10 protein-coding genes are annotated in these 13,539 nt (G+C 40.1%); 2 read left to right on the top strand and 8 right to left on the bottom strand.

Annotated features, from left to right (window positions below; genetic code table 11):
• Window positions 1–743 precede the first annotated feature (743 nt).
• From DESMER_RS11310 to DESMER_RS11300, 3 genes are read right to left on the bottom strand one after another with little or no spacing between them, the layout of a single operon-like run.
• A complete protein-coding gene (locus tag DESMER_RS11310; RefSeq protein WP_014903183.1) occupies window positions 744–2,762 on the bottom strand; it encodes a DUF6449 domain-containing protein in 2,019 nt (672 codons plus the stop codon).
• Window positions 2,737–3,636, bottom strand: coding sequence for an ABC transporter ATP-binding protein (locus DESMER_RS11305; RefSeq protein ID WP_014903182.1), 900 nt, complete (start codon window positions 3,634–3,636; stop codon window positions 2,737–2,739). The genes DESMER_RS11310 and DESMER_RS11305 overlap by 26 nt, the downstream gene beginning before the upstream one ends.
• A complete protein-coding gene (locus DESMER_RS11300; protein WP_014903181.1) occupies window positions 3,629–4,015 on the bottom strand; it encodes a GntR family transcriptional regulator in 387 nt (128 codons plus the stop codon). Before DESMER_RS11300 ends, DESMER_RS11305 begins: the two co-directional genes overlap by 8 nt.
• 445 nt (window positions 4,016–4,460) lie before the next feature.
• Between DESMER_RS11300 and DESMER_RS11295 the strand changes: the two genes are divergently transcribed.
• Together DESMER_RS11295 and DESMER_RS11290 are read left to right on the top strand one after the other, a co-directional pair.
• Window positions 4,461–6,212, top strand: a complete 1,752-nt coding sequence (locus DESMER_RS11295; RefSeq protein ID WP_014903180.1) for a DUF2339 domain-containing protein — start codon at window positions 4,461–4,463, stop codon at window positions 6,210–6,212.
• Window positions 6,196–7,449, top strand: coding sequence for a DUF3999 family protein (locus DESMER_RS11290; protein ID WP_014903179.1), 1,254 nt, complete (start codon window positions 6,196–6,198; stop codon window positions 7,447–7,449). Before DESMER_RS11295 ends, DESMER_RS11290 begins: the two co-directional genes overlap by 17 nt.
• A 212-nt stretch (window positions 7,450–7,661) precedes the next feature.
• On the opposite strand, the gene DESMER_RS11285 is transcribed toward DESMER_RS11290, so the two are convergent.
• From DESMER_RS11285 to DESMER_RS11265, 5 genes are all read right to left on the bottom strand, one after another.
• The gene (locus DESMER_RS11285) at window positions 7,662–10,250 is read right to left on the bottom strand and encodes a heavy metal translocating P-type ATPase (protein ID WP_014903178.1); all 2,589 of its coding nucleotides are present in this window, start codon (window positions 10,248–10,250) and stop codon (window positions 7,662–7,664) included.
• Window positions 10,223–10,588, bottom strand: coding sequence for an ArsR/SmtB family transcription factor (locus DESMER_RS11280; RefSeq protein WP_014903177.1), 366 nt, complete (start codon window positions 10,586–10,588; stop codon window positions 10,223–10,225). The genes DESMER_RS11285 and DESMER_RS11280 overlap by 28 nt, the downstream gene beginning before the upstream one ends.
• Before the next feature lie 268 nt (window positions 10,589–10,856).
• Window positions 10,857–11,825 carry a membrane protein gene (locus DESMER_RS11275; RefSeq protein ID WP_014903176.1) on the bottom strand — a complete coding sequence of 323 codons (969 nt, stop codon included), beginning with the start codon at window positions 11,823–11,825 and terminating at the stop codon, window positions 10,857–10,859.
• 189 nt (window positions 11,826–12,014) lie between these two features.
• Window positions 12,015–12,572 carry a hypothetical protein gene (locus tag DESMER_RS11270; RefSeq protein ID WP_014903175.1) on the bottom strand — a complete coding sequence of 186 codons (558 nt, stop codon included), beginning with the start codon at window positions 12,570–12,572 and terminating at the stop codon, window positions 12,015–12,017.
• A gap of 18 nt (window positions 12,573–12,590) precedes the next feature.
• Window positions 12,591–13,211 (bottom strand): cysteine peptidase family C39 domain-containing protein, encoded by a 621-nt coding sequence (locus DESMER_RS11265; protein WP_014903174.1) that lies wholly within the window; start codon window positions 13,209–13,211, stop codon window positions 12,591–12,593.
• Window positions 13,212–13,539 lie beyond the last annotated feature (328 nt).

Genomic DNA, 13,539 nt, shown 5'->3' with positions numbered 1-13,539 from the left:
AATCTATGGGTAGAGGCGGTCTATTTCCGTTTATGGAAGGAAAGTAGCAGACTTTTCGGTGACAATTAGCTTTACGATCCAAACATCAACCATTCCGCTCTGTTTTGCTCCTTTCTTATAATAGAAAGCTCAGCAATTACACGATATCCCTAGACTAAAAAGATAGAATATTACCAGTTAAACAACAATCCCGAATAACAAAATATAATAGTGCCTCCAATTATGCCAGAAATAGAACTTGCCCTTGAACCGTAGTTGTCCTTATATTTTAGACCAATTACAAATGATGGAATAAAAAATGCCAGTGAGTAGAAAATCGTATAATGGATTCCATTACCACTATTCGACCATGAACTTAGTCCAACTCCATTTAATATATAATCACCAATACAAAAACTTCTATATGAAATGCTAAATAGGATACCAAGTATGCATAATACCAACGATAAACTTCCAATTCCTAACTCTTTATTATTTTTAATGCTAATTCCACTCCTTTTCTACTAATGTATATTAATAAACTCCAGCAACAATCTCTTTATTCGAATGTTAATTAGATTATCAATGTAAAAAGCCTTTATTAGAACTAGACAATCTTAATCATTACATAACTTTTTTGCAAAGTAAGGGGAATCTTGTCAAAATACACAAATTAAATTATAGCAAATAACACATAAAAGAGGCCAGTCGTACTTTGAAACGCTCATTTCAAAGTACGGCTGGCCTGGCAGTGGCAGCAATGATTAATGCTCTGCCTCCAACTCTGCGAAATATCCCTTTAATTTTGTCGAAACCCCTGTATCAAGACTGACCCGTTTTTCCCAGACATTATTACGGACGTTAAAGCGTGCGATGACATCATTGCTGATGTAGTTTGTACTGGGATCAATATTTAATAATTCCTCAATCACTTCCCGCTCATTGATGGTTACCCGGCTGGGAGTTGCTGCATTGTCGGAGTATGCTCTGTCCTCAGCTTTTTCCAGTTCAACGGATTCAATGTCCTCCAAATGCAGGGCAAATTGATCATAGTAGTCTTTATCCTTAAGCCATCTCAGCAGTGAGGTAAAGCTGCTTTGAACCAGGATATTTTGTTCATTACGCTTATTGTTTTCCAATACGGATAGACGCATATAAGAATCTTTGTTTGAAGTCATATCCTCATAGGACATCTTAGTCGTTTCGTTTTTCAAAAGTTCCGTTAATTCCCGGATGTCCTTAGTTCCTGTGAGATTTACCGGCCGTTTGCCGCTGCGGTCATCTTGGACAGACATCAATTTTATGTCCTCCGGCACTAGACGCATGGCCGCAAATTTCAATTTTTTGTACTCCAAGGATTCATAAATGGGCTTGAGGAAAGCGGCATCACTCTGATCAGCTTCATTAATATTATATTGGCGAAGGATATAATCTCCATTTTTTAGGGTGTAAATAATATAACGGGATGAACCAGCCCCCCTCTTTCTTTCCTTGATCAAATGCTTCTGAAGCTCGATCACTCCTGCAATATTTTCCTGACTCTCCAGCAGGATAGGCGGATTATCTTCGAAGTGTCCCCTATCCTGGTATCTGGACTCCAGAAATTCGGGATTCTTTTCTTTTTCAAAATAGAACCAATCATCGTAGTTATAGCCGAAATAAACCTTTTCAACCTCCTCAGGGCTGGGCACTCGCTTAACGAAGCCCGAAACATCCAGGGACAGGCCTCCCAAGAGCAGCACAATAACAAGGGCGTAATAGAGATAACCTTTATAAAGGTGGAAAACCCTGAAGGACTTATGGATCAGAATTTCCGCAACAAAATAGCCTAAAGCAGAAGCAAGAACATAACCTAGGATCAACATGGGAAGGGATTGTCTGGAAACACCGCAAAAATAGGTTCCACCAACCAGCATCAAACAGAAGGTCATCCCGTATTTAAATACAGGATAGAAGGCCGGAAAGGCAATAATGTCGCCGGCCGTTTCCAGTCTCCTATGTTTATAGACATACTGGCCCAGGACTAAACAGGCGGCAGCTGCCAGGATGTAAGCAGGAAAGTAGCCTACACTATGCGAGGTTCTCGGGAGAGCCCCATTGAGTATAATAAATAAAGGATGATTATTCTCATTAAATAGTAAGTAAGGGACTTCGCCGAAGCCGAACAGCAATTGCTCTAGGCTGAATTTAAGCAAAACATAAATTCCTATGGGCAGTATTTGGATGATATAAGATAATACGATTTGGGCTACGGAAGATCCGGTAAACATCCCAACCAATACGGCGATACTATAAAAGAACAGACAGAAAAAGATATTAAGTCCAAGCCAGGAGAAAATCTTAGGTAACGTATAAAAGCTTCCCAGTACCGTAAAATTTTCTAATAATATCATAATCAGAGAAGTTAAGACGGCGGGGATTATTAATAGAACAAACCCAGCCAGGCAATGGCTGGCATAATGAGAGCTCCTTTTCAAGGGTAGGCTGTGCATCATAACGGCAGACTTGTCTACTTGTAAGTATCGGAATATCAAGACTGCCATAAGCACCGGTACGGTACAGATTAGAATTGCTTGAACGTCATCCTGTGAAAACCTCAGTGTTCTGTCGATAGTGTCTTGGATCCAGGTAATGTTTTGGACCTCCATTCCCATGGCTTTCATCAGGTGACTGAAGGGAATAATGGCGATAAGGGCCAGGGTATAGAGAGCGCTTACCCACCAAAAACGTTTAAAATCACTTAAGATTAAGGCTTTATTAAATAAGGATATTTTGAATGTCATAACCCATCCCCCCTAATTCATAGATAAATATCTCTTCAAGTGTCAGAGGCAGGACATCCAAAATAACAGGATTGGCTGATTTCATCCTTTGCAGCAATTCATTCTTATCCCCTCTGGCAATCAGCAGGAGTATGCTTCCTGTCTGGGTTCTGTGCAGAACCTCCGGACCAGCCAGAAACCCTTCCGGTATGTCACCGGCAAAGCCCAGCTGAAACTTGTGGACATCGGATTTCATATCGTCCAGTTCCCTCTCCACAACGATTTTGCCCTTGTGCAGAATGCCGATATGATCGCAGACATCTTCCAGTTCTCTCAGATTATGAGATGATACCAAGACAGTTACCTGCCTTTCCGCTACATCCTGGAGGATAAGGCTCCAGACTTTTTTGCGCATGACAGGATCCAGGCCATCGACGGGTTCGTCTAGGATCATGACCTTAGGCATGGAGGAAATCCCTAACCAGAAGGCTGCCTGTTTCTGCATTCCTTTGGAGAGTTTGATCACTCTTCTCTTGCTGTCGATGGGAAATACCTGCTTTAATTGCTCATACCGGTTCCAATTCCAGTCGGGATATATTTTTGCGTAAAACTTTGCAGTTTCCTCAATGCTCGCTTGAGAAAAGAAGTACAAATCGTCGGGAATGTAAATCATTTGACCTTTTACCTGAGAATTTTCGTAGATCGGTTGATTATCAATAGTCACTATGCCTTGATCCTGGCGGTATAATCCGGTTAAATGCTTAATCAGAGTGGTCTTTCCGGCCCCATTTGGCCCCAGCAGGCCATAAACGGATGCTTTATTGACCTTTAAATTCAGATCCTCGAGAACTTTATAGTTGCCAAAGGATTTCGTTAGTTTTTGGGCCTCAATCATTGTTCTTCTGCCTCCCTCTTCCATATAGTTCCTCAATTCTGGCAATAAGCTGCTCCTTAGGAATATTCATGTAGGCCAGCTCAGAAACCAGTTTGTCCAGCTCCAGCAGCAAGTTATCCTTTCTTGCCTGATTGATTTTATTGTAGATGGGGGTCACAAAACTTCCTTTGGCTCGGACGGAGTATATGTATCCTTCCAGCTCAAGTTCTTTGTAGGCCTTATGAATGGTATTGGGGTTAATGGTGAGGGACTGAGCCAATTCACGAACAGAAGGAACTTTCTCGTCAGGTTTCATTGCTCCGCTGATGATGACGGTTTTTATCTTCTCCTTAATCTGTTCGTACAAGGGGCGATGATCCATATAGTCCAATTGAAACATGGTTACCTCCCAACTGTTCTATGTGACTTAGTACAGTTAATACAGTTTGTATGCTAGCAGATATTTCCTTTATTGTCAATAAGAATACAGACCCATTTGAAAGACGAGTTACAAAGTGGTCGGGCATGGTACTTAATGACGAACATCAGGCTAGGGTTTCACGTCAGAAAAGCAAGAATCTTTGGTAAATAGTGATTGCAATGCCAAACTACATAATATAACATATTGTTAAGTATATGGATATTAACATAAACGAAGTAAAAGGGATGCAGCCTTCATCCTTGACGGATGACCTGAAAAAGTAAAGTTAAATCTTCAGGATTTAAGTCAGTCCTATTTCGAAAGTCGTTTCTATCAAAGGCGTGGGCCAGTTATTTGCAATGGAACATACGTATTTTGCCTTTGCTGGTCGAATAGTTCGAATTAATTATTAAAAGGAGAGCGAGTGTTTGAACGAACGTATCGAGACCTTAGAAAAACAAGTCAAGCTTTAATTGAGCGGATCGAAGCTCTTGAAGGACGAAGCTCTATATCCCTTGAGGTTCCTTCAGCCCCTAAAACTCAATTCATGAAAAAATCCTTACCCAAGAAGGAAAGCCGCTTAAGTGAAGAAAAACTAGCAGGTACATGGTTTAATAGATTGGGAATTTTTGCAATTATGCTAGCAGTTGTATTCTTCTTGAAGTGGTCCTTTGACAACCACATAATTGGTGAACTCGGGCGAATTGTAATCGGTATCTTCATCGGAATTGGTTTTCTGGGAGCCGGAGAACTCTTTCAACATAAAAAATTCCTGCGTTACGGCCAAGGTTTTACCGGAGGGGGGATCGCAATCTTATATTTCTCCATCTTCTCGGCCTTTGCTTTCTATGAGCTTATCTCTCAGTCGGTTGCTTTTCTGCTGATGATTTTGATAACCACCGTTGCCTCCCTTTTAGCAATTCGCAATGATTCCGTTGCAGTTGGTATCCTCGGTCTTGTTGGAGGGTTTGCTACACCTTTTCTTTTAAATAACAGTTCCTCCAATCAAATCGCGCTGCTAAGCTATGTCAGTATCCTAAATCTTGGGGTTATTGGCGTTGCCTTTTATAAGAAGTGGTCGCTGTTTAATTATCTAAGTTTCTTTTTTACCTATTTAACGTATGCCTTAAGCCATTTCGCCTTAAGGGATCCAGCCGCGATTTGGCCTTTTATATTTTTAAGTTTCTATTTTCTCACTTATCTGGGGGTAACTCTGGGGAGAAATGTTCGCCTCAGTGAAAAGGCCAACGGGGCTGATTTAATCCTGATTCTGGCTAATGCCGGAGTCTACTTTCTCTTCTCCCTTAATTTTATAAACCGTTATTTTAGTGACATTAAAGGGTATTGGCCAGTGGTTCTCGGAATTGTTTATCTCCTTTTGGGTCATTGGATTTATAGGTATCATGAAAAAGATAAAACCCTCGCCTTAACTTTTTTAGGGATTGCCGCCGGTTTTATTACCTTAGCTTTGCCTCTTCAAATCACATCCTCATGGCTTTCGGTTGCCTGGACGATTGAAGCAGCAATTCTCATCCTGCTTAGTTTTAAAATGGATGAAATAAGAGTTCGTTATGCAGGATATTTGGTTCTGTGCTTAGCTCTTCTTCGGTTGAGTAAGGAGCCTTTTTACGATGCTCATAGCGTATTGACCCCTTGGAATTTCTTGAATAATACGACACTCGCTTATCTTTTTGTTTTAGGGATTATTGGTGTCTTACTTGCTTTCTTTTATCGTCTTACAAAAACGCCGGAAGACAACTCTCATTTCTTTGGCTTGACTATTCTTTTTAATCTTCTAATTGTTTATTTCTTCACACGGGAAATTACAGCCTATTATGACTATCAAACCTTCTCTCATCATGCCCAAGAGAATTACAGTTATTTCGCCTATCAGAGCGCCAGCAACACAGCAATCTCCCTTTTCTGGGGAATTCATGCCACAACTTTGGTCATCCTCGGATTCTGGCGCCGGATTAAGGAGATTCGCTGGTTTGGGCTCGGTTATTTAAGTGTCGTGATATTAAAAGTCTTTTTCGTTGATCTATCCAGTTTATCCACGCCGTATCGGATTCTTTCCTTTGTCGTCCTGGGAGTAATTCTGCTCGGCGTCTCCTGGCTTTATCAGCGCTATAAATATCAGATTTTAGGTGAGGTATCCCATGAACCGAAAGAATAACCTTTATCTGTGTCTTTTCGTCTTTATCCTGATTTTGACCTTTCCTGTTTTAACATTTGCTGATTCCAGCGAGTTTCAATACCAAGCTCCTCTTCTATCCTCAGGGACAAGTCAAAACTCCTATAGCTTGGTTGAGATAAGTGACGAAGTTCTTGGCCAAACCCGGGCAGGTTGCCCGGACCTACGTCTTTATCGTGAGAATGAAGAGGTTCCCTTTGCTTTTATTTCTAATGTCATCCCTGTTGAAAATTCAATCTCAGCTGAGATGTATAACCAAGGAATAAATTCCTCTGGTGATCAAATTTTTGAGGTCCAAGGCCCTGAAGGGAAATGGTTGACTGGGTTCATCCTACAAACTTTAGAAACGAATTTTGTTCGTAAAGTGAAGGTGGAAGGAAGTTCCGACCAAAAAAATTGGCGCGTTATCCAATCAGATCGCACAGTATTCGATCTGTCCCAAGAGAATAAATCACGAAATACCGAAGTAGCTTTCCCCAAAACAAATTTACCCTCAGTTAGAATCACGATCCTAAATGAGGGTAAACCTCCGCTCAAGTGGCAGGGAATTCAATTAACACTCCTTGAGGAGCAAGCAACTGTCACCGAGTTAAAAGATCGGCCTGTGACCCAACAAACATCGGCTCTAAATGGGGTGCAGGAAGTCATTTTAGAACTCAAGTACCCTAACCTACCGGTGTCAGAACTTGAAATTCAAGCTGATGACCGTAATTATTCCCGAAGGGTTGAAGTCTTTGAAAGTGTTGCGGGAAAAGATTGGAATCTATTAGCACAAGGTGAAATATTTGATTATCGACTAGATCAATCGACGGTGTCTAATCATCTCGTGAAGCTTAGTGGTAGTTCGAAGTATTACCGAGTCAAAATTTATAATCAAGATAACCAGCCCTTAAACCTTCAGGAAATTAAACTAAGAGGCCGCAACCCCTGCGTCATCTTCCCTCAAACCCCAAATGCTGCTTTTACGCTGTACTGGGGGAACTCAAGGCTCCCTTCTCCTCAATATGACCTCATTAAACTTCTTCCAAATCTTGATTTAACGAAATTAAATCAGTATACAATACCGGAGGGAAATTTAAATTCACATTACAAGGAACGGGACACGAGGCCTTGGACTGAACGAAATACATGGCTTTTAAATAGTTCTCTATTTCTTGTTGTACTTCTCCTCTTAGGCCTAATTCTGAAAAGCATGAATAAATTCAATCAGAATTCTTAAAACTAAGATTTTGTTTATCCCTATGGACATGGAAGAATCCGGAGACTTGGGCAGGATTTGAGCAAACGATCAATCCATTAAATCCATCAACCCCCAAAATCTTAGGCGTTTAACACTATTGAACATCCTCCATTTATCTTTCATTTTTCTTTAAATAATACAATCATCACTAAACTTGGCTAGTACTTAAATTGGGTTGGGCTGGGTTCGGACTAGCAGTCTTTCATACGCATTAAGCGCATGCTGTTGAATATAACAAGCAAAGCTGCTCCTGTATCACTCATTACAGCCATCCATAAGGTAAGCCAACCTGGGAAGATAAGCACTAAGGCGACAAGCTTTACAAGGATAGCGAACCAAATATTTTGTTTAATGATGCTTAGAGCTTGTCGACTTAGCTTGATGGTGTGAGGAAGCTTTTCCAGATTATCTGCCATGAGAACAATATCGGCAGTTTCCATGGCTGTATCTGTTCCTGCTCCTCCCATGGCAATTCCTAAATTTGCGGTAGCTAAGGCAGGGGCGTCGTTAATGCCATCACCAACCATTGCTACGACTTTATACTCTTGCTGGAGCTGTTTCACTGTGTTCAACTTATCTTCAGGCAGCAACTCGGAGAAATATTGGTCAACCCCTGTTTCTGAGGCAACTTTTCGTGCGGTTCCTTCATTATCTCCCGTTAGCATAACAGCCTGTACAATGCCAACCTCTTTGAGTTTTTTCAGAGCTGTAACTGTTACATCACGGACAAAATCAGCTACTAGAATAATCCCTAAAAGTTTAGCTTTAGTTCCCACCATGACGATGCTGTTTCCTTCATTTTGGGAAGTCTCAATGCTATTACGAACTTCGCGGTCAAGGGACAACCCTAATTCACGAAACAGTTCCGGTTTACCCGCAAAATATTCTGTTCCCTCGATGGATGCCTGTGCGCCTTTACCAACAATCGCCTTGAAGGAGTCTGCATTCTGGCTGGAAATATTGTTAGCTCTGGCGTAGTCTAGAATAGCTAAGGCAATCGGGTGTTGAGAGTGTTCCTCAATGGTTCTGGCAACACTGATAATCTCGAGCTCTGACCCCTTAATTGGTAAGATTTTAACAACTTTTGGTTTGCCGGCGGTGAGAGTTCCTGTCTTATCAAAAGCAATGGCCCGGATCGTGCCGGCAACTTCTAAAAAAGTTCCTCCTTTAATCAAAACTCCATTTTTGGCGGCATTACCAATAGCTGATACAATTGCCACAGGTGTTGAGATCACTAAGGCACAGGGGCAAGCGATAACCAGTAACTCTAAGCCTTTATAAAACCAGGCACTCCAAGTTCCCAGACCTAACAAAGGTGGAACCAGAATTGTAAGTATTGCTAGAAGAAAGACAATGGGCGTGTATATCTTGGCAAAACGGTCAACTATGGCTTGTGTTTCTCCCTTTTTCCCTTGTGCTTCTTCAACCAAATGAATAATTTTGGCAATGGTCGTATCTTCAATTAGCTTAGTAACCTTTACTTCCAGGGAACCGTTCTCGTTGATTGTTCCGGCATACACAGTGTCACCTTCACTTTTATCGCTGGGAACAGACTCGCCCGTAATAGCAGCCTGATTAATGCTTGAGATTCCAGAGACAATTTCTCCATCCAGGGGAATTTTTTCGCCAGGCTTAATTACTATGGTATCGCCGACGGAGATATCGTCTACTGAAGTACGGATCAAATCTTGGCCTATTTTTAACCAAGCTTCAGGCGGTGTCAAGCTCATTAAACTACGAATGGAATTTCTTGTTTTGTCCAGTGTCCTGGTTTGCAGATAAATACCCAGAGAAAAGAGCCAAACCACCGTGGCTGCTTCCAGCCATTGACCGATGATTGCTGCCCCAATAGCCGCAGTCGTCATGAGTACGTTCATGTCTAATGATTTGCTTCTAACTGCGTAATAGGCACTTTTGGCCGGTTTATAGCCACCGATTGCGACTGCCGCTGCATAGAACAGTGTGGAAATTAACTCTGGAACCTGGGCCAATGTGCCGAAATATCCTAAAGCTAAGAGAATACCAGAGATTGAGTTTGAAGATACATTGAATTTCTTAGCAGCAGTAACAGGAGTATTCAGATTTCTTTCTTTACTACTGGATACCAAACTAGCCTTATAGCCTGATTTAGACACAGCATTCATAACTTCTTCTATGGTCATATCGTGGACAATTTTCAACTTACCTGTTGAAAAATTTACACTTGCTTCTCTTACCGCCGGTAAGGTTTTCAGATATTTTTCCAGGGTTTCAGCACAGACTCCACAATCCATTCCTGCGATATTGAAAGTTTGACCCTTTTTCTTAGTTTGGGTAAAGGGTGTGGTCGTGAATCCGAGTTTTTGGGCGTGTTTTTGAATACTTTCTAGGAGTGACTCATCATCCGCCACAACTTGCATTTTTGAAGAGCTATAGTTGACTTTGGCATGATTTACACCGGGTATCTTAATTAAAATTTTCTCAAGAGTTTGAGCACAAACCGGACAGTCCATACCTTCCACCCGAAACTCAAAGATGTGCCCGGAAATTCCCTCTTTAATATCAAGTTCTCTGTCCTCAGCACCGCATGAATTATCATCACAACCAGGACTGCTAGGTGATTTAATCATGATAAAGGGAAGGTTATTCTGGTCATTAGATTCTTCAGTTGGTTCACAGCAGCTGCAGTTTGAAGTCTGGTGGGTAGCCATTTCTACTAGCATGGGAAAAATATTCTTAGGATCTTGTCCGCAACAAGAAAAATTGTTAGCTTCTAAAGTTTTTTTCGCTTGGTTAGGCATTTTAGTTCACTCTTTCCACAAAGGCATTTTTCGTTTTTGTCACAGGCGGCAACGCTTTCTTTAACATCACCTAAAACCGCATCAAAAATATTAAGAAGACTTCTAACCTGTTCATCACGCAGGGAATAAAACATGAACTTTCCATCTTGACGGGATGTAACAATTCCACATCCTTTTAAACAGGCCAAGTGTTGGGAAACATTAGATTGGTTGCCCTTGATTTGATCAACGATTTGTTGCACGGTTTTTTCTTGATCTATAATAGCTTCAAGGATTTGTAGACGGGTTCTATCCGCAAATCCTTTTATGAATTTAACTTTGACATCTAGATAATCCATAAGCAATCTCCTTTCAACGTATTAGTAAACATTAATATGTTACACATATTAGCAGATAATAATATATCAGTCAATTGATATATTATTATAAAATCTTGGCGGGATCCTCATTTAAAAATATGGATTTCATTGACGATCAGTATGGTAGGAATCACCAAGTCACCTGTGAATGGGAAGAGCGGCCTGTCAATCCTATACGTGTTCGATTGACAGGCCGCTCACAATAACATTATTTTGTTTTTTAGCATACCTCTGATTTCAAATTCGGTTACTCACAAGCTTTTAACTCAAAAGTCTCCTGCGTGTTATTCCATTGGACTGTAACCTTATAAACTTCATCTCTGGAAGGCATTGAGTTGCTCCCAGTAATGGCTCCAAAACCTAGTATTTCACTGCCATAACTTGAGGCCGTATCCCTTTCGCTAAATCTCCTTGCATCAAACCCATCAGAACCAGTTTCGCTAAAGCTACTGCCCAAACACTCAAATTTATAACCAAAATCACCCTGAATGGTACCGTTATCCCCTTTAAACTCCAGTACGGGTTTTCGGTGTTTCCAGCCATCTTGGTGGATAATTCCTTTAGTGTCGGTCCAAAAGTGATTGTAGTAGTTGATTCTGAGTTTCCCTTTCCAGTTTTCTCCTTCTCCTTGGTATACGATTTGTTGACCTCCATTTAAGTTATAAAAAATCCATTTGCCCAAGCTCTTTAGTCTCGGTGAAACTTTCTTTACATACTCTTCGCTGACAAACAGGTTTAAACAAACAACAGTGATGGTATTTTTTGCGGCATAAGCTAAATTATAGTTCCACTTTGACGAAAACATATTAATATTTGAATCGCTGCTGTTTTTCCTGTTGGCTTCCTGCCACTGATCATAGGTTGTATTCCTGTCTCCGATAGAAGAGAAATTATAGATAAATAGCATTCCGTCAAAATTTTTGATTTTATAAACATCAGGCTCAGCCTCACCCATCATATAGTCGGAAGGGTTAACCGTGGAATTGGAGGTTAAGGTCAAACCCGATCCTTCCGCAGTAAGCTTAATATCCTGCGCAGATAAAATATCTTTTTTCACTTCACTTCCAAGTTTATTGCTTACAACAGTAATTCCTAGGCTGGCAAAAATAATTAGAATGAGCCCGATGAGACCTGTTACTTTAAGTCTTCCCGGCCACTTCTTGCCGGTATCAGCCTCAGGTAATTCATGAATCAATTCACATGGAAATTTCTCCATTTTACAGGCCTCCTTTTTTTATTTCCATATATTGAAACTTTTTGAGTCACTTTAATAAGCAAGTTGTGATGATGACACCCGTCCCTCAAATATGTTCATCTTTATTTAACCTTTCAAGAATGTCACGAGTAGTCCGATCAATACTTTAACTTCTCCTAACTGTCTACTAACGGTATTAATAGCAATAACCTACTCATTTGGTCTTAACTGTTCATTTATTTCCTTTACTATTACTTCTAAATTGTCTCGTCTTTTACCAAGTGCCCAATTATAGAATTTAAATGAATTGTCATTAACTTCTATAACTAGTCCTTCCTTATTAATAGTTAATGAAGAAATTGAATCGTAGGAGAACAATCTTTGTCCAATTGCTATAGTTTTACTTCCCACTATTAGAGATTGTTTCTGGAGAAAAGATAACCATAATAGATAAACAAATGCGAATAAAAATAATGGCAATAGATTGAGTGCTTTTAGAGTATACACTACAGTCACACTAATGCCGATTAGTATTACAATCTGAATTGTTACGTGAAATCTTTCTGGTAATGATTTAAAAAGTATTCTTTCATATAATTTCATAGCCAGCCTCGGGAATGCGTAAGCATATTCATTACCAATGACTATAATTATCAAGACGATAATGGAATGCTGGTACTTTGGTTCAAATAGCATAAATAATGGAAATATAACAATTATCATTGCACAAAAAGCAAATCTATTGCTGACTTCTGGCTTGTAATCCATAGAAAACTCTCCTAACCTTTACTCCACTGTTATGTAAACATGATTATAAACCGGTAAACCGTTGCTCCACCATTTCAAGAAATAATCCTCTGTCATTGTCCTATTACCTGTAAGGTCAGCATTTTCATCGTTATCCCTGCCGGAATCGAAAAAATACAACTCTTTTTTTTTATCATCATAGCCCAAAAAAGTCATGTAATGCTGCCAGAATAGTCCATTGCCGACTAGAACAATAATTGGCTCATTCCCTTGCACAAGCCTGGTCTTTAATGAATTAAGATCTCCTCTATAAATAGCTGGACTAAATCCCTGAGACTGAAAATAACTTACTACTCCCTTGGGTAAGACATATCCTGAAATAGGAATCTTATAGGGGATTTTAGCATAAACCTCTGCACCTTGAAGGCTTTGACCAAAGGTTCTTAGAACGAAGGCAGTCGAAAAGGCCGCACATTGATTTTTACCCTGACGTTCAAATCCGGTATTAATAGATATTTCGTATCGATCGGGGGGTCTCTCGGCTTTAAATTCTCTTATCGGAAAAGGTGATAGAAGGTGAATTAACCCAACAAGAAATAAAACAAAAATTATACCCATTAACAACCACTGGATTCTTACTTTACCCTTTTTAAGTCCCATACCAACCTCCAATATGTTGCATCTTTACATCTGATGCTACTTTGTGAACCTTAAACCTCGGTTCCCACGTCCAGGTTTCCGGTTCTTTACAATTCTAGTTCCGATTAATGCTTTCCTATGCTTTATTATTCACGAATGAAATCCCTCATTAATAAAGCAACAATCCCTCTGGTCTAATAATTCAAAATCACAACTATTTATTTTAGATAATTCTATTTTTTTATGGAACATTTCCTCAAATTCATTCTCCCCGAACCAAATTGAATCAATTTCCTGTAATTCATAATCAGATGCAATAAACGTATATCTACTCAAATAGTCACTCCCT

It is taken from the genome of Desulfosporosinus meridiei DSM 13257 (assembly GCF_000231385.2).
GTDB classification, from domain to species: Bacteria; Bacillota; Desulfitobacteriia; order Desulfitobacteriales; family Desulfitobacteriaceae; genus Desulfosporosinus; species Desulfosporosinus meridiei.
The sequence above is the reverse complement of the archived record's forward strand: the minus strand, read 5'-3'. Positions and strand labels throughout refer to the sequence as shown.

Bases quoted from the DNA above. Each gene is read 5' to 3' on its own strand.
- DESMER_RS11265 (WP_014903174.1), bottom strand. From the start codon at position 13,211: ATGGGACTTAAAAAGGGTAAAGTAAGAATCCAGTGGTTGTTAATGGGT.
- DESMER_RS11275 (WP_014903176.1), bottom strand. From the start codon at position 11,825: ATGGAGAAATTTCCATGTGAATTGATTCATGAATTACCTGAGGCTGAT.
- DESMER_RS11310 (WP_014903183.1), bottom strand. From the start codon at position 2,762: ATGACATTCAAAATATCCTTATTTAATAAAGCCTTAATCTTAAGTGAT.
- DESMER_RS11285 (WP_014903178.1), bottom strand. From the start codon at position 10,250: ATGCCTAACCAAGCGAAAAAAACTTTAGAAGCTAACAATTTTTCTTGT.
- DESMER_RS11280 (WP_014903177.1), bottom strand. From the start codon at position 10,588: ATGGATTATCTAGATGTCAAAGTTAAATTCATAAAAGGATTTGCGGAT.
- DESMER_RS11305 (WP_014903182.1), bottom strand. From the start codon at position 3,636: ATGATTGAGGCCCAAAAACTAACGAAATCCTTTGGCAACTATAAAGTT.
- DESMER_RS11300 (WP_014903181.1), bottom strand. From the start codon at position 4,015: ATGTTTCAATTGGACTATATGGATCATCGCCCCTTGTACGAACAGATT.
- DESMER_RS11290 (WP_014903179.1), top strand. From the start codon at position 6,196: ATGAACCGAAAGAATAACCTTTATCTGTGTCTTTTCGTCTTTATCCTG.
- DESMER_RS11270 (WP_014903175.1), bottom strand. From the start codon at position 12,572: ATGGATTACAAGCCAGAAGTCAGCAATAGATTTGCTTTTTGTGCAATG.